Consider the following 21,801-nt stretch of genomic DNA (forward strand, 5'->3'; position numbering starts at 1 on the left):
TTTAGAAGATGTGTTTCAATTCCTCCAACGATAAGCCGCCGCGGGAGGAATTTTGGTGAGCACGCAACAGACGCTCGATGTGATCACCATTGGCCGCGCCTCGGTGGACCTTTATGGCCAGCAGATCGGGACGCGGCTCGAGGATATCGGCAGCTTCGCTAAATCCGTCGGTGGGTGCCCGACCAATATTTCTGTCGGCACGGCACGGCTGGGGCTGAAGTCGGCGCTGATCACGCGGGTTGGCAATGAGCAGATGGGCCGCTTCATTCGCGAGCAATTGCAGCGCGAGGGGGTCGAGACCCAGGGCGTTGTGACCGATCCCGAGCGGCTAACGGCGCTGGTGCTGCTTTCGGTCGAGAACGACAATTCGTTTCCGCTGATTTTCTATCGCGACAACTGCGCCGATGCGGCGCTTGATGAAGGCGATATCGACGAGGATTTCGTGCGCTCGGCCAAGGCGGTGCTGGTGACCGGCACGCACTTTGCCAAGCCCAATACGGACGCGGCGCAGCGCAAGGCGATGCGGATCGCCAAGGCCAACGGCGCCAAGGTTATCCTCGATATCGACTATCGGCCTAATCTTTGGGGACTGGCGGGGCACGACGCGGGCGACAGCCGCTATATCGCGTCGGATGAAGTCTCCAAGCGTATGCAGACCGTTTTGGCGGATTGCGATCTGATCGTCGGGACGGAAGAGGAAGTGCTTATCGCGTCGGGCGAGAGCGATCTGACAGCGGCGCTCAAAACCATTCGAAGCTTTTCGAGCGGGACCATTGTGCTCAAGCGCGGGCCGATGGGGTGCATTGTTTATGACGGGGCTATTCCGGATGATCTTGAAGATGGGATCGTCGGCAAGGGATTTCCGATCGAGGTCTACAATGTGCTTGGGGCCGGCGACGCCTTCATGAGCGGATTTCTGCGCGGGTGGCTGCGCGGGGAACCGCATGCGACGAGTGCGACCTGGGCCAATGCCTGTGGGGCTTTTGCCGTGAGCCGGCTGCTGTGTGCGCCGGAAATTCCGACCTGGACCGAACTCAACTACTTCCTCGAGCATGGCAGCAAGGAGCGGGCGCTGCGCAAGGACGAGGCGATCAATCACGTGCACTGGGCGACGACACGTCGGCGCGAAATCCCAAGCATGAAGGCGCTGGCAATCGACCATCGGCTCCAGATCGAAGAGATGGCAGCGGGCGACGCGGAAAAGCTCAAGCGCATTCCGGCGTTCAAGGTGCTGGCCGTTAAAGCAGCGGCGCAGGTGGCTGGTGGGCGCGACGGCTTTGGCATGTTGCTCGACGACAAATATGGGCGCGATGCGCTTTATGCAGCCAGCGCGATCGGCAATTTCTGGGTGGCAAAGCCTATTGAGTTGCCGGGGTCGCGGCCGCTGCAGTTTGAGTTTTCGCAGGATCTGGGATCGCGGCTGGTGGATTGGCCGGTGGATCACTGCATAAAGGTGCTGTGTTTCTATCATCCGGACGATGCGGCGGAATTGCGGGACGTGCAGATCGATAAGCTACGCGCGGCTTATGATGCGGCGCGCAAAATCGGGCGCGAGCTATTGGTCGAGATCATTTCCAGCAAGCATGGCGCGCTGAGCGACGATACGGCGGCGCGGTCGATGCAAGCGGTATATGCGGCAGGGATCAAGCCGGATTGGTGGAAACTCGAGACGCAGCCGAGCGCGGAGGCTTGGCGCCAGATCGATGCCACGATCGAAGCGCATGATCCGCTTTGCCGGGGGGTCGTGCTGCTCGGGCTCGATGCGCCGGCGGAGCAGTTGATCGCTGGCTTTGCGGAGGCGAAGGCCGCAAAGTCGGTGAAGGGCTTTGCAGTCGGGCGGACGATTTTTGCTGATGCGGCGCGGGCTTGGCTCGATGGGCGCATTGGGGATGATGAGGCCGTGGCGATGATGGCGCAGCGGTTTGCGGGGTTGGTTGAGGCTTGGGACGGGGCTTAAACTCAAGGGAAATCTACCCTCCACGGCGTCATTCCCGCGAAAGCGGGAATCCCGGCTTTAGTGGCAGTGAGATTCCCGCTTTCGCGGGAATGACGCGGTGGCAAATTGATGGTGGCCCTCGGGTCAAGCCCGAGGGAAGCGCGTTGGCTTAACAGGCGGTAGCGCCACGAATTAGGGTCCGACAAGGACCGAGGAATACGAGGAGTGGCCATGAGCCAGAAGACTGTTCGATTGACCATGGCGCAGGCTGTGGCAAGGTTTTTGACGGCGCAGAAGACTGTCATTGCCGGGGAGACGGTGCCGATCTTTGGCGGGGTTTTTGCCATTTTCGGGCACGGGAACGTGGCTGGGGTGGGCGAGGCGCTTTATGGCGTTAGGGATACGCTGCCGACCTATCGCGGGCAGAACGAACAGGGCATGGCGCATGCGGCGATTGCCTATGCCAAGGCCAGCTTCCGGCGTCGGTTCATGGCGGTGACCTCTTCGATCGGGCCGGGCGCGCTGAACATGGTGACGGCGGCGGCGCTGGCGCATGTGAACCGGATGCCGGTGCTTTTGCTGCCGGGCGATGTGTTTGCCAATCGGTTGCCTGATCCGGTCTTGCAGCAGGTCGAAGACTGGGGCGACGGCACGGTTTCGGCCAATGACTGTTTTAGGCCCATCAGCCGCTATTTCGATCGGATCACGCGGCCGGAGCAGATCATTCCGGCGCTGCGGCGGGCCATGCAGGTGCTGACCGATCCGGCTGAATGCGGGCCGGTGACGCTGAGCTTGTGCCAGGATGTGCAGGCGGAAGCCTATGACTATCCTGAGAGCTTTTTTGCCGAAAAGGTCTGGGTACCGCGGCGGATCATGCCAGATGCCGATGAATTTGCGACGGCGGCGGCGACGCTGAAACTGGCGAAGAAGCCGGTCATCATCGCGGGCGGCGGCGTGCTTTACTCCGAAGCGAACGAGAGCCTCATGGCCTTTGCCGAGGAGCATGGCATTCCCGTTATGGAGACGCAGGCGGGCAAGAGCGCCCTGCCCCATGCGCATGAACTGAACATGGGCAGTGTCGGCGTGACGGGTTCGTCGGCGTCAAACATTCTGGCTGAAGAGGCCGATGTGGTGCTGGCTGTCGGCACGCGGTTGCAGGATTTTACGACTGGGTCGTGGTCGCTGTTCAAGAACGAAGACCTCAAAATCATTGGTCTCAACGTGCAGCCGTTCGATGCGGGGAAGCACGAGGCGCTGCCGCTGGTCTCAGATGCTCGCGTGGGACTTGAAGCGCTGGATGCGGCGCTGATGGGATGGCAGGTTGATTCCGATTGGACGCATAAGGCCATGCGGGAAAAGGACAAATGGCTGCTGGATGCTGACGCCGCGACCGGGCCGACCAATGTGGAATTGCCGTCGGACGCGCAGGTGATCGGAGCAGTGCAGCGGGCGCGGCAGAAGGCGACGCTGGTGTGTGCGGCGGGCGGGTTGCCTGGCGAGTTGCACAAGCTCTGGAAGGCGGGTGCGCCGGGCAGCTATCATCTCGAATATGGTTTTTCGACCATGGGCTACGAGATTGCCGGCGGGCTTGGCGTGAAGCTGGCGCGGCCCGAGGACGACGTGGTCGTGATGGTCGGCGATGGCAGCTATATGATGCTGAACTCGGAGATCGTTTCGTCGATCATGCTGGGCGCCAAGCTGACGATCGTGCTGCTGGATAATGCGGGCTACGGCTGCATCAACCGGCTGCAGATGGCCACGGGCGGGGCGAATTTTAACAACCTGCTTAGGGATACGCATCACGTGACGCTGCCGGGCATCGACTTTGCGGCGCATGCAGCGGCGATGGGGGCGGTGAGCTGCAAGGTCGGGTCGATCGCTGAGCTGGAAGCGGCGCTGGTCGAGACGGCGGATGTCGAGCGGACTACGGTGATTGTGATTGATACCGATCCGTTGATCACCACGGATGCTGGGGGGACCTGGTGGGATGTGGCGGTGCCGGAGGTGAGCGAGCGCGGCGCGGTGAATGCGGCGCGTGAGGGGTATGTGAAGGCGTTGCAAGCGCAGCGGATTGGGTGACTACTGTCCACTAGTGGTCGTCACCACCGGGCTTGTCCCGGTGGTCCATGCGGAGGCGAGATGGATTGCCCGGACAAGCCGGGCAATGACGACGGAATTGAGAAATTGAGCGTGGGGATAGAACCCCTCACCCTGGAAATCTGCTGAACGCAGATTTCCTGTCCCTCTCCCGCAAGGGGCGAGGGGGAGGCCGGTGGGCGTGATGAGATTAAGCGCGACGGCGCGGGAGAGACCAAAAGAATGAAAGCCAAGCTTGGGATGTCGCCGATCGCGTGGTGGAACGACGATCTGGTGGAGTTGAGCGATGATGTGTCGCTCGAGGAGTGCCTGCGACAATCGCGCTCGGCCGGGTTTACCGGGATGGAGAAGGGGCGGCGGTTTCCGGATGATCCGGAGGTGATGCTGCCGATCCTGCGCGCGGCCGATGTTACGCTTTGCGGCGGATGGTTTTCGGGGACGCTGGTCAAGGAAGAGCTGGCGGCCAACAAGGACCGCATTCTGCCGATGATCGAGCTGTTCAAGGCAGTAAGCGCGCCTTGCATCGTTTATGGCGAAGTGGGCCGGTCGGTGCAGGGCAAGCGCGAAATTCCGCTGGCGCAGAAGCCGAAGCTCTCGGATGACGAGATGAAGGCTTATGGGCGCAAGGTGACCGAATTTGGCGAATGGTGCGCCGAGCAGGGCATGCCACTGAGCTATCATCACCATATGGCGGCTGTGGTCGAGACCGAGCCGGAGCTGGATGCGTTTATGGCGGCTTCGGGCGCGGGCATTCCGCTGTTGCTCGATGCGGGGCATCTGGCCTTTGCGGGCGGTGATCCACTGCGGGCGATTGATAAGCATCATGAGCGGATCAATCATGTGCATGTGAAGGATATTCGCCGATCGGTTGTCGATGGGCTCGATCGGACGAAGCAGAGCTTTCTCGATGCGGTGGCGCTGGGTGCTTTCACCGTGCCTGGTGATGGGTCGCTCGATTTTGGCGCCATCGTGCAGCGGCTGGCCGATCATGGCTATGAGGGCTGGTTTGTGGTCGAGGCCGAACAGGACCCGAAGGCCAATCCGCCGCTGAAAATGGCGCAGGTGGGCCACAAGGAACTGATGCGGGTGATGACGGCGGCGGGTTACACCGTCGAGACGCAAGGTTTTCCGAACGCGTGAGTTTTGCTAGACCATGCGCCAACGAAGAAGGATTGGCGCATGGCTCTGAAAGAAAACGATCTCAACTGGTTCCGACCGCTTTGGCGCCGGGTGGCCATCGTGGTGTTTCTGGCGATCTGGCTTGCCTGGGAGGCGATCTGGACCAAGGAGACACTCTGGATCGTGCTGGTAGGCGCTGCGCTCGCCTATTCGCTCTGGAATTTCTTCTATGCCTTCCCCAAGGAGCAGCCCAAAAATGAGCAAATCCCCCCTGCTGGTCCGGTCGACGGCGACGAGCGGCAAGATCCATGATGTGACGCCGGCTTCGGCCGGCTGGACGCATGTCGGCTTCGGGCTACATAGGCTCAAGCCGGGCGAGGCCTATGGCGAGGCGACGGACGAGCGCGAGGTTTGCCTGGTGATCGTTTCCGGCAAGGGGCGCTTTGCCGTCGATGGCGAGGATTTTGGCGAGCTCGGGGAGCGGATGAGCCCGTTCCAGGGGGCGCCGTGGGCGCTTTATGTGCCGGCAGGGCGCGACTGGGCAGTCGATGCGACGACGGACCTGGAACTAGCCGTGTGCTCGGCGCCGGGCGGCGGGGATTTCCATGCCCAAATCATTCCGCCGGGGACCCATCCGCGGTTGAGCCGTGGCAAGGGCGCCAATATCAGGCATGTCTACAATATCATGCCCGAGGACGATGGCTCGGCCAATGCGCTGCTGGTGGTGGAAGTGATCACGCCGCAGGGCAATACCTCGTCCTATCCGCCGCACAAGCATGATCAGGACAACCTTCCGCACGAGAGTTTTCTGGAAGAGACCTATTATCACCGCATGAATCCGCCGCAGGGGTTTGCGTTTCAGCGCGTCTATACCGACGACCGGAGCCTCGATGAGGCGATGGCGGTGGAGGATGGTGATGTCACGCTGGTGCCGCGAGGATATCATCCGGTGGCGACGACGGCGGGGTATGATCTTTATTATCTCAATGTGATGGCTGGGCCAAAGCGGGTGTGGAAATTCCACAATGCGCCGGAGCATGAGTGGATGCTGAAATAGCTAGAAGCTGTGGATCTGTCCGCCGTCCGTGCGATAGGTGAGCGCGTAAGTACGGCCATCGCCGTCTTTGGCTTCGCAGGAAACAAGAAAGCCGGGGGTGGCGTCGACGTGGGTGCAGGCTCCTGAGACGTCGGCCAGGACTGGGTCTTCGGTCTCTGCGGCGGCGCTGATCACGACGCTGGAGATATTGAAATCCATCCAGGGCTTGCCGGGGCCGATCAGCAAGAGCATGCGCTCGGGCTCGCCGAGGCCGAAGAAGTCTTGGCCACCCGTGCCTGCGGAAACGGCCACCCGGCCATCGTCATAGGTCAGAACGGCAAGGCCAGTGCCGCATTGTGCGGTGAGGTTCTCGTCGGCGATGACCAGCCGCTCGCAGGTGCCGTCGGTCGCTTGGGTATCGATGATCTCCGCGGCCGTGGCGGGCACGATGGCAGCCATAATGATGCAGAGGGCGAGAGCGGGACGCATGGCGGCTTCCTGATGGCAGGCAGAGGTCAATCGAGCATGCTTTCCGAGGCCGAGCCATCGGTGAGCAGGGCAAACTTGTAGGTTTTGCCGGCGTCGTCGGTGGCCTCGCAGGTGTAATGCGCGGGGCCGGAGGTGGGGTCGCCGGCGAGCGTGCATTTTCCTGAGGCTTTGATCTCGACAATGTTGTTGCCACTGCCGTCCTTGCCTTCGGTGATCTGATCCACGGCGAGCGCGAGATTGCCGTTCTCGGCGCTGGCTGTGCCGCTGAGGACGAAGAAGCGGCCGGAGGGGTCGTCGGTCCAGATGGACAGGTCCATGCGGCTGTCGGTGTAAACCACTTGCATGACTTCGCCGGCGCAGAGGCTGGTGAGGTTTTCGGTGCCGACCAGAAAACTCTGGCAGGTGCCGCGGAGGGTGAAGACCGAATGGGGTTCGGCGCTTTGGGCGTTGGGGGACATCAGCAGAAGACCGGTTAGCAGGGGGAGGAATTTCATTGTGCCATCGGTGTTTGGGCTCGGACTAGACTAAACGAAAAAAGGGCGCCGTGGTGGCGCCCTTTTATTTTATAGACCTGAGGATGGGCCCCGGCTTTCGCCGGGGTGGATGGCTGAGGCTCAGCGGCCCTGGAAGACCGATTTGTCGGCCATGATGCCTGTGATTTCGCTGACTTTTACGGCGCGGCCCTCTTTGACGGATTTGAGGGCGGCGTCGGCGAGAGCGAGGGCGATGAGGCCGTCGGTGCCGCTGGGCGAAGCGGGAGTTTTGGATTCGACGAAATCGATGAAGCCGCTGATTTCGCGGGCATAGGCTTCGGTGTAGCGGGTCATGAAGAAATCATGCAGCGGCGGGCGGGTGTAGCCGTTGCCGTTGGCGATTTCGATGGAGACCGGGCGCTGATTTTCTGCCGCGACGGCGCCCTTGGAGCCGTGGACTTCGATGCGCTGATCGTAGCCGTAGGTGGCGCGGCGGGAATTGGAGATGGTGGCGTGCTTTCCGGTGGCGGTAGACAGCATGACCGATGCGCTGTCGAAGTCGCCGGCGGTGCCGATGGCGGCGTCGACGAGGACCGAGGCCTGGGCGGTGACGGTGTCGATTTCTTCGCCGAGGAGGAAGCGGGCCATGTCGAAGTCGTGGATAGTCATGTCGCGGAAAATGCCGCCGGAGCGCTTGATGTAATCGACGCCCGGTGCGCCGGGATCGCGCGAGATGATGGTCACCATTTCGACGTCGCCGATCTGGCCTTCGTCGATGGCTTGCTTGACGGCCTGAAAGTGCGGATCGAAGCGGCGGTTGAAGCCAACCATGAGCGTCGCGGCGGTTTCATCGACGACGCGGATGCAGGCTTTGACGCGCTCGATATCGAGATCGACCGGCTTTTCGCAGAATATGGCTTTGCCGGCGCGGGCAAAGCGCTCGATCAGGTCGGCGTGGGTGTCAGTGGGGGTGCAGACGACGACGGCGTCAATGTCAGCCGAGGTCAGGATCGTGTCGATCGTGCGGACTTCGGCGCCATATTGGCTGGCGATGGCGTTGGCGGCGTCAGCCATTGGATCGGCGACGGCGACGAGTTTCGCCTTGGGATTGGAGCCGATGGCTTTAGCGTGAACCTTGCCAATGCGGCCGGCGCCGAGAAGGCCAAAACGAACGGTCATGAGGGTACCTCCACCCATAAATTGTTGTGGAATGAATAGGCGATTTTTGGTGCGGATGGAATGAGAATTCTAGGTCATCATGCTGGGGTTTGTGCACTCATGGCACTTCGGATTTTGTCTTTGCCGAGTTTGGCCTAGCAATCCATATCGCCGCGCATGGACTACCCGGACAGACCGGGTAGTGACGACGGGGTGGAAGGTCGGGCCAAGGGTCCAAAAGACCACGCCATGCCGTCGTGCTTGCTGGCGGGCAGGCCCCCTCACCCGCCGCTTCGCGGCGACCTCTCCCCCAGAGGGAGAGGTGAGGATGGTGCCATGACCTAGCGGTTCGAGGCTTGCTGCGCAAGTACCTCACCATTACGGAGCAGGATTAGCAAAACAGAGATCCCCGCTTTCGCGGGGATGACGTTGTGAGTGCCTCGGCTTCTAAGAAACTAGTGCTCGCGCGCCCGCTCGAGGATGCGTTTGCATTCTAAAAGTTCGCGCAAAACTTCGGAGAGTTTTTCGCGCGATTCTTCGTCGAGGGCGGGGTCGGCCGTCATGACGGCTTCTTCGATCTCGGCTTCGTCGGCGGCGGCCTGCGCTTCTTCGATGAGGGGGATGATCTCGTCGAGGCCCTTGCCTTCGCCGACGGCGATGACATAGCGCGGGCCCTGATCCTTGAGGATCTTTTGGACGCCCTTGATGGTAAAGCCTTGATCGTAAAGGAGATGACGGATGCCGCGCAGCAGCATGACGTCTTCGGGGCGGTAATAGCGGCGGCCGCCACCGCGCTTGAGCGGTTTGATGGTGGCGAAGCGCGTCTCCCAGAATCGCAGGACGTGCTGAGGAAGATCGAGCTCTTCCGCGGCTTCAGATATCGTCCGGAATGCGTCTGGAGACTTGTCCAAACCGGTCGCCCCTCGAGTAAGAAAGCCTTACTTTTCAGCGGCAACCATAGACTTGTTGATTTTTGACTTCAACACATTGCTGGGTTTGAACACAAGAACCTGCCGGGGGGAAATAGGCACTTCCTCGCCGGTCTTCGGATTGCGGCCGATCCGCTCGTTTTTGGAGCGAACCTGGAATGATCCAAATGATGAGAGTTTGACATTGGCGCCGGTGATCAGCGCATCTGTGATGAGTTCTAGAACGCGTTCGACCAATTCGGCCGACTCGGTTCGCGACAGACCAACAGTGCCATAAACAGCCTCGGCAAGATCGGCCCGCGTTACCGTCTTCTGCGTCATTCGCACCCCCGTGGTTCAGAACTGATTTCCAAGCCAGCGTACTGTTTTTTTATTCCACTGTCGCCAGTTAGCAGTGCAAACCGGCAGGAAACCTTCCCTCGATCGACGCGGCCCTCGGAAATGCTCCGAAAAGGCCATTACGTCGGGCTCCTCCACCCAGGAAGGAGACTAACGCCTTGAAACGGTTGAGGTCAATCGGCTCAATCGCCGACTACCAGCGAATGAGCGAGGCTCCCCAAGTAAAACCGCCACCCATGGCTTCGAGCATGACGAGATCGCCCGACTTGATGCGCCCATCGGCGACGGCGACGCTCAAGGCGAGCGGCACGGAAGCGGCAGATGTATTGGCGTGAATATCGACGGTGGTGACGACCTTTTCGGGCGGCAGGCCGAGCTTGGCCCCTGCCCCATCGATGATGCGCTTGTTGGCCTGGTGCGGCACGAACCAATCGAGATCGGCGACGGTATGGCCGCTCTGTTCGAGCGTCGCATAGACGACGTCGGTGATCTTGCCGACGGCGTGGCGGAAGACTTCCGGGCCCTGCATATGGACATGGCCAGCCGTGCCTGTAGAGGACGGGCCGCCATCGACATAGAGCTTATCCCAATGGTGTCCATCGGAGCGGAGAGCGGAGGCGATGATGCCGCGCTCCGGCTCGCCTTCGGCCAGTTCGGCACGCTCGAGAATCATGGCACCGGCGCCATCGCCGAAGAGCACGCAGGTGGTGCGATCGGTCCAATCGAGGAGGCGGGTGAAGGTCTCGGCGCCGATGACGAGGGCACGCTTGGCTAGGCCATTCTTGATGTAGCTATCGGCCGTCGTAACCGCATAGACAAAGCCGGAGCAGACTGCCTGGATATCGAAGGCGAAGCCATGGTGCATGCCAAGCTTCATCTGCACCAGCGTAGCAGCCGCCGGAAAAGTGTAATCGGGCGTTGTTGTCGCGACAATGATGAGGTCGATGTCTTCGGGCGTGAGGCCGGCATTGTCGAGCGCGGCCTTGGCCGCGGCAACCGCTAGATCTGACGTGAACTCGCCTTCGGCAGCGATGTGGCGCTCCTTGATGCCGACGCGCTGCTGGATCCACTCGTCCGACGTATCGACGGTCTTGGCCAATTCGGCATTGGTGACGACGTTTTGGGGAAGGTAGCTACCGACCCCGCGCACAATGGAACGAACTCTGCTCACGCGGACTTGGCCTCGGAATCGGAAGACGGCTCGGGAGCCGCTACAGTGACAGGGAAGCGCTGCATGGTGTCGCTGATCTTGTCGATCAGGCGGCTGCGCGCCATTTCATAGGCAAGGTTGAGAGCACTCTTGTAGCCCACTTCATCCGTGCCGCCATGCGATTTTATGACGATGCCGTTGAGGCCCATGAAGACGCCACCATTGACGGTACGCGGGTCCATCTTGCGGCGCAGAGCATTGAGCGCGGACGAGGCGAAAAATGCGCCGAGCATGCTTACCCAATTGGCCTTGAGTGCCGAGCGCAAATAGGACGCGACCTGCCGGGCGGTGCCTTCGGCGGTCTTGAGCGCGACATTGCCGACAAAACCTTCGGTGACGACGACATCGACCGTGCCCTTGCCGATATCGGTGCCCTCGACAAAGCCATGATAGGTGAAGCCGGCGCCGCTGGCCTGGCTCAGGATCTTGCCGGCATCCTTGATATAGTCGAGACCCTTGGCCTCTTCCGTGCCGATATTAAGAAGGCCAACGGTCGGCGACTCGGAATCAAACAGCGCGCGGGCGAGTGCCGAACCGAGAATGGCGTAATCGACGAGCTGGCGGGCGTCGGCACCAATGGTGGCGCCCATATCGAGCACGATGATGTCGCTGCGGGTGGTCGGCCAGATGGCTGCGATGCCTGGACGGGAAATGCCTTCCATGGGGCGGAGGCAGAAGGTGGCCATTGCCATTAGCGCGCCGGTATTCCCACCGGAGATGGCGACATCGGCCTCACCATCCTTCACGGCCTGGATGGCCATCCACATGGACGAGACGTTCTTACCCTTGCGCAGGGCCTGGCTGGGCTTTTCGTCCATGGCGATGACGGCTTCGCAATGGCGGACAGTGCACGCAGCCTTAAGCTTGGGGAATTCCTCGAGGAGCGGATCGATCTGCTCCTTGCGCCCATGGAAGATGAAGCGGGTGTTTTTACGCTCGCGAAGGGCCAGATCGGCCCCATGGATGACTGCGCGCGGAGCGTGGTCGCCGCCCATGGCATCCACGGAAATCGTTATAGTATCGGTCATTTCAGCCCGTTTTTCGGCCCGCTTGGGCAGGCATGACAACATATCCCATCAGGGGGTCGGTGCAAGCCCCGCCGGGAAAGGTTCAACTCTTGTCCTGGTCTTTGAGCTTGGCGAGCGCAGCAAAAGGGCCGCTTTCTTCGCCATCACCAATTGGTCCGAGCGCGTTGAGATCTTCGCCTTCGCGCCGGGGATAGGGGTCGATGGCGAGAGCAAGGGTTTCGAGGAGCAGCGCCGAGAGATCGACCTCGGGACCATCGATATGGTCAGGGAAATCATCGTCTTCAAGATCGATGAAGACTTCCGAGCCCGGCGCAGGCGCCTGATGGCCATGCGGAACGGGAAGGAATACCCGATCGACTTCTTCGTCGATTTCCTGGCTGATCGGTTCAAAGGTGACGACCGAGGGCTGCGTGATGCGGGCCTTCAGCCAGCCTTGGGCGCGAAGGCCACCGCGCAGAGGCACGACGGTCAATTCGGCGACAAACCGTTCGACCGAGGTCAGCTTCATGTCTTTCGCGATCTTTTCGCGCGTCGATGCATCGGCATCAACGCTCACCGAGCGCCCGGAGGCGGGGAGTTTGTCGATGCGGACGATAGCGTCAAAAAGCGGTTCCGGCTGGTCTTTCATGCGGCGGGTCCGAAAGTGATGTTTCCGGCCGAAATATCGGCAGGCTGCTGGTCGGCGAGGGTCTGGTTTTGCTCGAACATATAGTCGGCGAGAGTGCCGGCGTGTTCGAGGTCCGCGCCTTCGAAAAGATTGCGCGAGAGGACACCGGCGAGCGCCTCCCGATCGTTGCGATCCATGGCTTCATTGATGGCAGCAAGAAGGCCAAAGAAGAGATTGCCCATCTTCTGAATACGTTTTGGCACGCCGAGATCGCCCACGCCCATTTCGCGCAGCGAGCGGTCCATATCCTTGAAGAAGAGATCAAAGACAGCCTGGCTGAACTGGCGTGTCGATTCCGTGCCGCGCATGCGGCGGAACACCAGGGCCATGTGGAGGCTGATCATATCGAAGCGGCCAGTGACCGTATCGGGCACACCCCATTGGGCATAGAAGACTGGCTGCCGGGATTGCGCCACAATGGCGTTATAGACGCCGTAAACGGCATCTGTGGCTGAGTTTTTGCGGAACAGAGACAAGATCATGGGATTGCGCTCAGCCTCGGGATGGGTCAAACACATGCATCGTTCGCCAACCCAATGTCAGCTTGCCACCGAGCCAAGTTGACAGCTAAACATTCCGGCGGCCAAGGGGCACGCGCCTTGTTGAGACGCCTATAGTCGAGAGCCATCGGGAAAGTCAAATTCATGCCCATGCGTATTGCTTCCGCTCCCATCGCACCGATCGCGGCTGCAGCCCTTCTGGCCGTGACCCTGGCGGCCTGTACGAGCAGCACATCGCTCGTGACCAAGCGGACCCAGGGCTACGAGATTTCCGATAGCGCGCTGCAGCAGATCCGCGTCGGGCAGAGCCAGGAGCTCGTGACGCTCGTGCTCGGCTCGCCACAGTCGACCAATACCTTCGGCGATCAAAGCGCCTGGTATTATGTGCAGACCAAGGTGCAGCAGACATCGTTTGGCATGACGACCGGCATGGAGCGCACGGTGCTCGCGGTCTACTTCGACAAGAACAAGAAGGTCGTCGACAAGGCGGTCTATTCGGCAGCCGACGGCAAGACGGTCGAAATCGAAAGCCGCCGTACGCCGTCCTTCGGCGAAGACCGCACGTTTATCGACCAGATCCTGCAGTCGTTCTGAGGTTTTTGGACGCAAAGAATTGGAAAAGCCCCGGTGCATGCCGGGGCTTTTTGTTTGTGCGGGGTACCCCCACCTAACCTCCCCCTGGTAGGGGGAGGAAGCGATCGAGCGTCAGGCGAAGCCGAGGCTTAGGGTGTAGGTCACCGGCGATTTGGCGGTGATGTAGACGCGGTGGCCTTTGAGGGTCAGGCTGCCATTGGTCCAGCTATATTGTTCACCGGGACGCACCTCGATGAGGCCTTTGCCATTGCCGGGGCCGAAGGTGATCTTGTCCTGGCCGAGGGTGTAGGTCCCCTGCCCTTCGATCAGATGGAAGGTGCCATCTTCGAGGGCTTCGACGCCTGACAGTTCGCCGCCTTCGCGGAAGGTGAGTTCCCAGGTGAGTTCAACATCCTCTTCGCCCGAGACGTCAAAGGCGAGATCGAACCCATTTTCGGTTTCAGTGATGGCCACGTCGGTCTTGAGATCGCGCGTTGAGACGGGGCGATTTTCGAAATCGAGCATGGAATTGAAGCGGCCATCCACAGAACGCGAAAGCGCATAGACGCCGTCGGGATCGCGGCGCTCTGGGGGCATGGGAAGGTAGTAAGGGACCTTGAGCTCATTGCCGAGCGTGATGGCGCCGTTGTCGTAGCCGATGCCGTTGGAGCGGAAATGGCCCATGGAGAAGAAATTAGGCACGAGGCGAACGGCGTCGAGGATTGCAGCGCCGTTTGTAGAGCGGAAGATGGTCGGGTTGGTCGAGAGGCCAGAGCCGACGGTGTTGAAGAACTTGCTCTCGTGCCCGTTCACATACCAATCACTGCCGCCGAAGGCGGATGCGGTGATTTGGCCGCGGCGGATGCGGACGAGGCCGGCGGTTTTGTAGTGCTTGGCAAAATCAACGAAGGCTTCCTGGCTGGCCGGGAGGGCCGTGGAGAGTTCGGGACGCTCGATGAGGTCGCCGAGATAATCTCCGAGTTCGGGGGCGAATTTTTCTTCGATCAGGCGGGCCATCGCAGCAAAACGGCCATTGGTATCGAGGAGAGCCAGTTCGCGGAACTGGACGTAGAAGGATTTTAGATTGGTGCCCTGCTGATGCTGATCCTGGCGGCGGGAGTGAACGGCTTCGATTTCGCCGTTCCGGTCAGCGTGCTCGATCGAGAGTTCGAGATTTTTGCGGACATAATCGAGAAGTTCTGGCCGATCGAGGACGTGGGCAACGATGAGCAGCGAGGGATTGGTGACCTCGGAATAGTAGATCGGGCTGCGCTCGGAATAGATGCCGTCTTCGTCGATATCCATGCCTTCGGCGAGCCATTCGTCGATGCGGGCTAGGTAGGATTTATCGCCGGTGACGTGGCTGATGCGCGCGAGGGCGGCGCAGATTTTCCAGCGGTGATTGGGCGTGTGGACGCCGCCGGTCGCGAGGCCTGGGCCGGCCTTGGTCAGGATGGCGCGGATTGTGTCAGCGATGGCGGCGCTATCGGCGTGATCATCAGCCTCAAGCAGCGAGACCATGAGACCGAAATCTTCGATGAGGAAGCCGGTATCGGGCGGGGAATGGCGATTGCCGACGCTGAAGGTGCCATCGTCATGCTGCGCCTGGCTGAGCTTTTCGAGCGCCTGGCGGATGTGGGGGAGCAGGGATTCGTCGTGGTGGTATTTCGAGTCCGCCCAGACAAAGGGCGTGACGAGGCGGCGAACCTGGCGCGTCAAGCCGCGTGGGGAACCTGTCATCGCCTGGGGCTGGCCTTCGATGGTCTTTTGGACCTGGTCGTCCGCGGATTTGGTAAGAAGAGCGAGACTAGCGGTATCGGCTTCGGCTGACATGGCGGTTCCTGTAAGACCAAGGGTGATGGCGGAGCCCGCGAGCCAGCGGGACTGGGCAACGGCCTGCGTGCCGAGCGCCGCCGCGGCACCCAGGAAAAAACGGCGATTCATGATGTCCTCCTCAATGAGCGGAGGCCGGCGTTTATTATTGTACCGAAGGCTCAGCCGCTCTTGGTGATGATATGCAAATTCCACAATCGTAGATCGCGGAACAAACATTCCATCAGCTGGACGAAAAGGTCAAGGCTAAGTAACCAGTTGGTGCATTGAATGTAGCTAGCGTGCTGAGGAGATTAGTTTTGCGAGCCGTTTTTGCCGAAGAGCTCTTGGAAGGCCGCCCTCGAGACAATGACCGTGTTTTCCGATAACGGGCCCGACGGCGCTGAAACGACGGTGAGGGACTTCAGGACTGGGAATGCGCCGAGCGGGGTGTCCGGTCCTTCCGGAGAGAGCAGATTCACGCTGCCGCCTTCGGTTACGCCGAGCGACAGTGCGACGTCGGGAGACAGCATAATGTCTTCGGCTGGAAGCTTGGCGTTCTTGACGCTGCACTCAACGATGACGCCAACGCTCTCAGATGCCGTGCTCGCCAGCGCGTATTGTACTGGACACGGCGCCTCCGCCTGCACAGCAGGGGTCAACGCCATAGTTGCCAGTGCAAGGGCAGCCGGGTGGAACACTGTGTGAAAAGGGCTCAGGCCTTCTTTTCCATATCGACGCCGGCAGTGCGGGCGATGGAATCGAGGGCGGCGTTGACCATGCCGGAGGCGTCTTCTTCGAAGAAAGCGCGGGCAACATCGACATATTCGGTGATGACGACGCGGGGCGGGATATCGCGGCGGCGAAGCAGCTCGAAGGCAGCGGCGCGGAGGATGGCGCGGAGCGTCGAATCGATGCGCTCCATCGGCCAATCGTCAGCCAGAGCCGTATCGATGGCCGGGTCGATTTCGAGCTGATTTTTGGTAACGCCACGAACGATCTGGCTGAAAAAGTCGGCATCGGCCGGGAGATATTGCTCGCCTTCGATCTCGCGGCCGAGATGAAACGCGCCGAACTGGGCGAGCGTATCTTCAAGCGTCTGGCGGCCCACATCCATTTGATAAAGCGCCTGCACGGCGGCAAGGCGTGCAGCACCGCGCTGATTGGCGCTGCGTGCGGTCTGCGGTACGGGCTTCTGCGTGTCGTTCATACTATGCGTTCAACTTTGCCTTGAGAGCGGCGAGAGCGAGGGCGGCGCGGGCAGCATCGCCGCCACGGTCGCCATCATTGGTGCGGGCGCGGGCCCAGGCCTGACCTTCATTCTCGACGGTAAGAATGCCGATGCCGAGAGGCAATGCATCGACGACGGCCAATTCGGCCAGCGCACGAATGCTCTCGCTGGCAACAGCGACGTAATGATTGGACTGGCCGCGGATGACACAGCCGAGGGCGACGAAGCCGTCATATCGTTCGGTTTCGAGCGCCATGGCGACGCCCACAGGAACTTCCATGGCGCCGGGGACGGCAATGACGTCGTAGGTCGCGCCAGCGGCGGTCAGCGCGGCGACGGCACCCGACTTCATTTCACCGGCAATGCCGGGATAGGCCCTACCTTCGACGATGAGGAAGTGGAGCCCAACTGCGGAATTGGCCTCGATGGGGAAACGTTCGCCGTAAGAATCCATTGCCGTCATCCTAAAACTTGCCAGCCAATCCCTTAGTCCCCCGGGCGAGTCCGCGCAACTGCAGGACTCCGGTGGGGAACTCAATCATCTTCGGGCGGCGGCGTATTGGCGTCGGCATCGAGGGTGGCAAGGAAATCCCGGAAATCGTCGGGACCGGCAAAGTTCTTGTAGACCGAGGCAAAGCGAACGAAGGCAACGTCATCGAGCCCCTTGAGACCCTCCATGACATATTCGCCGATCTGATCCGAGGTGATTTCCACATCGCCAAGGCTTTCGAGCTGGCGGACGATGCCCGAAATCATGCGGTCGACACGCTCTGGATCGACAGAGCGTTTGCGCAGCGCTGTATTGACCGAGCGGGTGAGTTTTTCGCGATCGAAGGGGACTTTTCGGCCGGTTTTCTTGACCACGGTCAGATCACGCAACTGCACGCGCTCGAAGGTCGTGAAGCGGCCGCCGCAGGCATTGCACACGCGGCGGCGGCGGATAGCGCCCGAATCTTCAGTCGGGCGGCTATCCTTCACCTGGGTATCGTCATTGCCACAATAGGGGCAGCGCATTGGCTCTATGTCCTCTCATGGCAAAGAAGGGATTCCCGCTTTCGCGGGAATGACGAAGGGTGTTTTACCCGTAGATCGGGAAGCGGTCGGTCAGGGCTTTCACCTTGGCGCGGACTTCGGCTTCGACGGCACCATTGTTGTCGTCGCCATTGGTCTTGAGGCCATCGAGCACTTCGATGATCAGCTCGCCAATGGTCTGGAACTCGGCCGTGCCAAACCCGCGCGTCGTGCCCGCCGGAGTGCCGAGGCGGATGCCCGAGGTGATCGCCGGCTTTTCCGGATCGAAAGGCACGGCATTCTTGTTGCAGGTGATATGCGCGCGGCCGAGGGCATTTTCGGTCGCCTTGCCGGTGAGGCCCTTGGGACGGAGATCGACCAGCATTAGATGATTGTCGGTGCCGCCCGAAACGATATCGACGCCGCCCTTGACGAGGGTTTCGGCAAGAACCTGAGCATTGGCAACGACCTTAGCAGCGTATTGCTTGAACTCAGGCTGGAGCGCTTCCTTGAAGGCCACGGCCTTGGCCGCGATGACATGCATCAGCGGGCCGCCCTGGATGCCCGGGAAAATGGCCGAATTGATCTTCTTGGCGATGTCTTCATCGTTGGTAAGGATCAGGCCGCCACGCGGACCACGGAGGGTCTTGTGGGTGGTGGTCGATGCGACATGGGCATGGGGGAACGGGCTCGGATAAGCGCCGCCGGCAACGAGACCGGCCACGTGGGCCATATCGACGAACAGGATTGCGCCGACTTCGTCAGCGATCTGGCGGAACTCGGCCCAATCCATGACGCGCGAATAGGCCGAGAAACCGGCGACGATCATCTTGGGCTTGTGCTCGCGCGCGAGCTGGCGGACCTGGTCCATATCCACGCGGCCATCCTGCTTGCGGAGGCCATATTGGATGGCGTTGAACCACTTGCCGGACTGGTTGGGCTTGGCGCCATGGGTCAGGTGACCACCCGCGTCGAGCGACATGCCGAGGATGGTATCACCCGGCTGGATCAGGGCCTGATAGACGCCCTGGTTGGCCTGGGAACCGGAATTGGGCTGGACGTTGGCAAAAGCCACACCGAAAAGTTGCTTGGCGCGCTCGATGGCAAGGCTTTCGGCCACGTCGACATATTGGCAGCCGCCATAGTAGCGCTTGCCGGGATAGCCTTCCGCATATTTGTTGGTCAGCACCGAACCCTGGGCTTCGAGGACGGCCTGGGAGACGATATTTTCCGAAGCGATCAGCTCGATTTCGTTCTGTTGGCGACCCAGTTCGTCCTGAATAGCCCGTGCGAGATCCGGATCCGTCTCGGCCACGGCGGCGGAGAAGAAATGCGGGAAGAGCGGAGTTGACGTTGCAGCGCTCATGGGAAGACTTCCTCAAAAAGGATCAGGTTGGCCGGCATGGCGGTGCCCATATCACGTCGAATGGCGCAAATAAAAGGCCGGACAGACGGAATCGGGTGCATGGGGGCTCCCTTGATCGCGGATGGGTGCCCAGGCGAGCGGCTTCACAGAGGTTCGCGTTCCCCGATGGTTGCCCACCTTTTCTCGCCAGTCGCGCGAACGGCACCCTTATGCCGCAAATGAGCGCCTGGGAAAAGAGGGCGCGTCACTCAACTGGGTGAAAGCACATATGAGGTATTCATTATTTAGGCATCTCGCAACCAGTCGACAGGTCTCGACATTGTTTGCGCAAGGATCTTGTGGGCTGCGGCCCGGGAGTTGAGAAATGATGAACCTTGCACGTATTGTGAGTGGTGTAGCCCTGGGTGGCATGGCGATGCTGAGCGCCGCTGCCCCGACGCAGGCGCAATCGGTCAATCTAAGCTTTGGCCAGCGCTATAAGGTCGTTGAGACCTATTGCGACCGCAACCCATGGGACCGCGATTGCCGCGGCTTCTACAATGGTGGTTGGGACGATCGCGACTACTACAATTTTTACAATACCCGCCGTTCGTCGATCGACAATATCTCGGCCGGCATCTTCGGGATCGCTTTTGGTGCAGCGCTTGGCTCGATCATTGCCAATGGCGCGGCCAACAATAATCGCGGAGACGTGGTCGTCTATCGTGAAGGCAATGGCGGCGGGAACGTCAACGCGTGCTACGCCCGCTACAAATCCTATGATGAGCGGACCAATACCTATCTCGGCTATGATGGCATCCGCCATCAGTGCCGTCTCTAACTTCAGAGTAGCGCCGAGACCTTTGCGGTCTCAGGCATAACGTCCTGATGGACGCGGCGGCGGCGGGGGCTCGGGTTCACCGAGTTTCCGCCGAAGCTTTGCGAGGGCCAAGCGTTCCATGTGAATGCGGGCGGCGTTGACCGGCGTGATGACGAAAACTTCCGTGCCGGTTTCTTCGTCGATGGCGGCGACACGCATCACCTGCCCCATCTGCACAAACTCGAAGAGAACCTCGCCCGCCATGGGACCTCCATTGATGGATGGAGTTTATCAGGGATTTTCGGGCGGGGGAGTCGGAATAGATGGGACCGGCTGGCCGTATCGATGATCATCGATCAGCATCAACTCCCTCCGCACAACTACGGCGTCATTCCCGCGAAATCGGGAACCATCTACGGGGCCAGAGATCCCCGCTTACGCGGGGATGACGCCGAGAGTGAGGGGAGAATATTGAAAAACAAAATCCCCGCTTTCGCGGGGATTTTTCGTATTTTAAGGGCTTAACGCTTACGCATCAAAGCTCACTTTGCCCTGCTCGTCGAACTTGTAGACGTCGTCGCGGAAGCTGACGGTGCCCTGACGGTTGGCCCAGGCGGTGATATAGGTCGTGTGGATCGGCACACGGGCCTTGCACTCGACGTCGAGGCGTTCAAGCGCTTCGAAGGTCGAGTCGACCTTGGTCTGATCCCAATCGCCATTGTCACGCAGCAGCCAATTGACCAACTGATTGACGCCATCGACACGAACGCAGCCCGACGAGTGAAAACGAGCGTTTTCGCCAAAGAGAGCCTTGGACGGGGTGTCGTGCAGGTAGCAATCGTAGGGATTGTAGAAATTGATCTTGCAGTGACCCATGGAATTGGCCGCGCCAGGTTCCTGGCGATACATGTAATTCACCTGCTGATCGGTGATCGCGGCCCAGTTGATCGTCGAGGGATCAACCTTCTGACCCGAGCCGTCATAGATGAAAATGTTCTGTTCAGTCAGGTAGTTGGGGTTTTCCATCATGTACTTGGTCAGGTCCTGACGGACCAGCGACTTGGGCACATGCCAGTATGGGTTGAAGTTGATCTGGCTGATCTTGCTCGCCATGATCGGGGTGGCGCGCTCGACGCGGCCGACCACCGCGGTGTGGCGCTGCTCGACCATGCCGTCATTCACCGCTTCGATGGTCGCAGCCGGAATGTTGACGACGACATAGCGCGGGTTGAGATTGGCGGCCATGCTCTGGACGCGCGTGTAGTTGAGGTAAAGCTGCTGCAGGCGCTGTTGAGCCGGCACGGACATTGCGTACCAAGTGGCTTCATCGACCTGGCCGGTTACGACGAGACCATGGCGGGCCTGGAAAGCGCGGACGCCAGCATCGGTCTGTTCGTCGAAGACGTCGTTGACGTTTTCAACGAGCGCCATATCGCCCGAAGAAATCAGGCGGCGCTTGAGAGCAACGGCGGCGCGCGAAGACTTGCCGAAGTTGAGGCCATAGGCTTCCTGAGGAATCCCTTCCCAACCGCCGGCCGCAACGAATGGCTCGTATTGCGAGATGGCGAGCTGCAGGTTGTAGACCGTGTCGAACGACAGGATTGGCTCATTGGTCGAAATCAGCGCTTCGGCAGCAGCGGTTGCACCGCCCTTGGCAGCGTCGCCCAGCACACGATCGCGCGAGAACATGCCCCACATCGACTCGCTTTCCTGCGCCCGTGCCAAAGTCGGCAGCACTGCGGACGCGCCAACGAATGTCATGGATTGGAGAAAGGAACGTCGATTTACCCGCATATCGGTACCCCAGAAAAAGTCGCTCGCCACGTTATGGCGCGATATCACTGCTGAGGCGGATTCCACAACGGCTCTCAACGCCTTGTGAACCACGCTCGGCACGACTCTGAATTAGCGAAAAATGGTTTAAAACCAGCAAAAATCGCTGCGCCCGGTTTGCGGCACAAATAAGAAAACGCCGGCTTGCGGCCGGCGTCTCTGCAAAGAGTGTGGCGTGGAGGCAACACATACCTA

The 21,801-nt window shown here is 60.5% G+C and carries 24 protein-coding genes and 1 riboswitch; of the genes, 7 read left to right on the top strand and 17 right to left on the bottom strand.

The window, feature by feature from the left end:
* The first annotated feature begins 55 nt into the window (after positions 1–55).
* From DevBK_RS07725 to iolB, 5 genes are all read left to right on the top strand, one after another.
* Complete coding sequence (locus tag DevBK_RS07725) at positions 56–1,957, top strand: bifunctional 5-dehydro-2-deoxygluconokinase/5-dehydro-2-deoxyphosphogluconate aldolase (protein ID WP_317185023.1); 1,902 nt, start codon at positions 56–58, stop codon at positions 1,955–1,957.
* A 210-nt stretch (positions 1,958–2,167) separates the two neighbouring features.
* Positions 2,168–4,015, top strand: a complete 1,848-nt coding sequence (iolD, locus tag DevBK_RS07730) for a 3D-(3,5/4)-trihydroxycyclohexane-1,2-dione acylhydrolase (decyclizing) (RefSeq protein WP_317185024.1) — start codon at positions 2,168–2,170, stop codon at positions 4,013–4,015.
* Positions 4,016–4,255: 240 nt separating this feature from the next.
* Entirely contained in the window at positions 4,256–5,173 is a 918-nt protein-coding gene (gene iolE / locus DevBK_RS07735) for a myo-inosose-2 dehydratase (protein ID WP_317185025.1), read from the top strand.
* A gap of 39 nt (positions 5,174–5,212) precedes the next feature.
* On the top strand, positions 5,213–5,464 hold the full coding sequence (locus DevBK_RS07740) for a hypothetical protein (RefSeq protein ID WP_061907022.1): 252 nt from the start codon (positions 5,213–5,215) through the stop codon (positions 5,462–5,464).
* Positions 5,409–6,209, top strand: coding sequence for a 5-deoxy-glucuronate isomerase (gene iolB, locus DevBK_RS07745; protein ID WP_317185026.1), 801 nt, complete (start codon positions 5,409–5,411; stop codon positions 6,207–6,209). Before DevBK_RS07740 ends, iolB begins: the two co-directional genes overlap by 56 nt.
* Here the strand turns inward: iolB and DevBK_RS07750 are convergent, their stop codons facing one another.
* The 9 genes from DevBK_RS07750 to DevBK_RS07790 form a co-directional block, all read right to left on the bottom strand.
* Complete coding sequence (locus tag DevBK_RS07750) at positions 6,210–6,677, bottom strand: hypothetical protein (protein ID WP_317185027.1); 468 nt, start codon at positions 6,675–6,677, stop codon at positions 6,210–6,212.
* Positions 6,678–6,703: 26 nt separating this feature from the next.
* Positions 6,704–7,171: a hypothetical protein gene (locus tag DevBK_RS07755; protein ID WP_317185028.1), complete on the bottom strand. Its 468-nt coding sequence runs from the start codon at positions 7,169–7,171 to the stop codon at positions 6,704–6,706.
* A gap of 120 nt (positions 7,172–7,291) precedes the next feature.
* On the bottom strand, positions 7,292–8,329 hold the full coding sequence (iolG, locus tag DevBK_RS07760; RefSeq protein ID WP_317185029.1) for an inositol 2-dehydrogenase: 1,038 nt from the start codon (positions 8,327–8,329) through the stop codon (positions 7,292–7,294).
* Between the two features lie 434 nt (positions 8,330–8,763).
* Positions 8,764–9,219 carry a MerR family transcriptional regulator gene (locus tag DevBK_RS07765; protein ID WP_061907026.1) on the bottom strand — a complete coding sequence of 152 codons (456 nt, stop codon included), beginning with the start codon at positions 9,217–9,219 and terminating at the stop codon, positions 8,764–8,766.
* 27 nt (positions 9,220–9,246) lie between these two features.
* A complete protein-coding gene (locus DevBK_RS07770) occupies positions 9,247–9,558 on the bottom strand; it encodes an integration host factor subunit alpha (RefSeq protein ID WP_061907027.1) in 312 nt (103 codons plus the stop codon).
* A gap of 211 nt (positions 9,559–9,769) precedes the next feature.
* A complete protein-coding gene (locus tag DevBK_RS07775; protein ID WP_317185030.1) occupies positions 9,770–10,747 on the bottom strand; it encodes a beta-ketoacyl-ACP synthase III in 978 nt (325 codons plus the stop codon).
* The gene (gene plsX, locus DevBK_RS07780; protein WP_061907029.1) at positions 10,744–11,814 is read right to left on the bottom strand and encodes a phosphate acyltransferase PlsX; all 1,071 of its coding nucleotides are present in this window, start codon (positions 11,812–11,814) and stop codon (positions 10,744–10,746) included. Before plsX ends, DevBK_RS07775 begins: the two co-directional genes overlap by 4 nt.
* A gap of 82 nt (positions 11,815–11,896) precedes the next feature.
* Positions 11,897–12,442 carry a YceD family protein gene (locus DevBK_RS07785; protein ID WP_317185031.1) on the bottom strand — a complete coding sequence of 182 codons (546 nt, stop codon included), beginning with the start codon at positions 12,440–12,442 and terminating at the stop codon, positions 11,897–11,899.
* A complete protein-coding gene (locus DevBK_RS07790; RefSeq protein ID WP_317185032.1) occupies positions 12,439–12,963 on the bottom strand; it encodes a ubiquinol-cytochrome C chaperone family protein in 525 nt (174 codons plus the stop codon). Before DevBK_RS07790 ends, DevBK_RS07785 begins: the two co-directional genes overlap by 4 nt.
* Before the next feature lie 162 nt (positions 12,964–13,125).
* Here DevBK_RS07790 and DevBK_RS07795 point away from each other — a divergent pair, with 162 nt between their 5' ends.
* Positions 13,126–13,575, top strand: coding sequence for an outer membrane protein assembly factor BamE (locus DevBK_RS07795; protein WP_061907032.1), 450 nt, complete (start codon positions 13,126–13,128; stop codon positions 13,573–13,575).
* Between the two features lie 111 nt (positions 13,576–13,686).
* Here DevBK_RS07795 and DevBK_RS07800 read toward each other — a convergent pair whose 3' ends face one another.
* The 6 genes from DevBK_RS07800 to glyA all read right to left on the bottom strand — a co-directional run bounded on the left by DevBK_RS07800 (position 13,687) and on the right by glyA (position 18,974).
* Complete coding sequence (locus DevBK_RS07800; RefSeq protein WP_317185033.1) at positions 13,687–15,498, bottom strand: hypothetical protein; 1,812 nt, start codon at positions 15,496–15,498, stop codon at positions 13,687–13,689.
* Positions 15,499–15,680: 182 nt separating this feature from the next.
* Positions 15,681–15,899 carry a hypothetical protein gene (locus DevBK_RS07805; RefSeq protein WP_317185034.1) on the bottom strand — a complete coding sequence of 73 codons (219 nt, stop codon included), beginning with the start codon at positions 15,897–15,899 and terminating at the stop codon, positions 15,681–15,683.
* Positions 15,900–16,081: 182 nt separating this feature from the next.
* The gene (nusB, locus tag DevBK_RS07810) at positions 16,082–16,576 is read right to left on the bottom strand and encodes a transcription antitermination factor NusB (RefSeq protein WP_061907035.1); all 495 of its coding nucleotides are present in this window, start codon (positions 16,574–16,576) and stop codon (positions 16,082–16,084) included.
* A 1-nt stretch (position 16,577) separates the two neighbouring features.
* Positions 16,578–17,051 (bottom strand): 6,7-dimethyl-8-ribityllumazine synthase, encoded by a 474-nt coding sequence (gene ribH, locus DevBK_RS07815; protein ID WP_317185035.1) that lies wholly within the window; start codon positions 17,049–17,051, stop codon positions 16,578–16,580.
* Positions 17,052–17,131: 80 nt separating this feature from the next.
* Positions 17,132–17,611 carry a transcriptional regulator NrdR gene (nrdR, locus tag DevBK_RS07820; RefSeq protein WP_317185036.1) on the bottom strand — a complete coding sequence of 160 codons (480 nt, stop codon included), beginning with the start codon at positions 17,609–17,611 and terminating at the stop codon, positions 17,132–17,134.
* A gap of 64 nt (positions 17,612–17,675) precedes the next feature.
* A complete protein-coding gene (gene glyA, locus DevBK_RS07825; RefSeq protein WP_317185037.1) occupies positions 17,676–18,974 on the bottom strand; it encodes a serine hydroxymethyltransferase in 1,299 nt (432 codons plus the stop codon).
* Between the two features lie 120 nt (positions 18,975–19,094).
* Positions 19,095–19,178, bottom strand: a riboswitch (ZMP/ZTP riboswitch).
* Positions 19,179–19,338: 160 nt separating this feature from the next.
* Here glyA and DevBK_RS07830 point away from each other — a divergent pair.
* Positions 19,339–19,794: a BA14K family protein gene (locus tag DevBK_RS07830; protein WP_062631086.1), complete on the top strand. Its 456-nt coding sequence runs from the start codon at positions 19,339–19,341 to the stop codon at positions 19,792–19,794.
* Between the two features lie 30 nt (positions 19,795–19,824).
* Here DevBK_RS07830 and DevBK_RS07835 read toward each other — a convergent pair whose 3' ends face one another.
* Together DevBK_RS07835 and DevBK_RS07840 are read right to left on the bottom strand one after the other, a co-directional pair.
* A complete protein-coding gene (locus DevBK_RS07835) occupies positions 19,825–20,037 on the bottom strand; it encodes a DUF6898 family protein (RefSeq protein ID WP_317185038.1) in 213 nt (70 codons plus the stop codon).
* Between the two features lie 264 nt (positions 20,038–20,301).
* Complete coding sequence (locus DevBK_RS07840) at positions 20,302–21,510, bottom strand: murein L,D-transpeptidase (protein WP_317185039.1); 1,209 nt, start codon at positions 21,508–21,510, stop codon at positions 20,302–20,304.
* Between the last annotated feature and the right edge of the window lie 291 nt (positions 21,511–21,801).

The organism is Devosia sp. BK, from assembly GCF_032907385.1.
GTDB lineage: Bacteria > Pseudomonadota > Alphaproteobacteria > Rhizobiales > Devosiaceae > Devosia.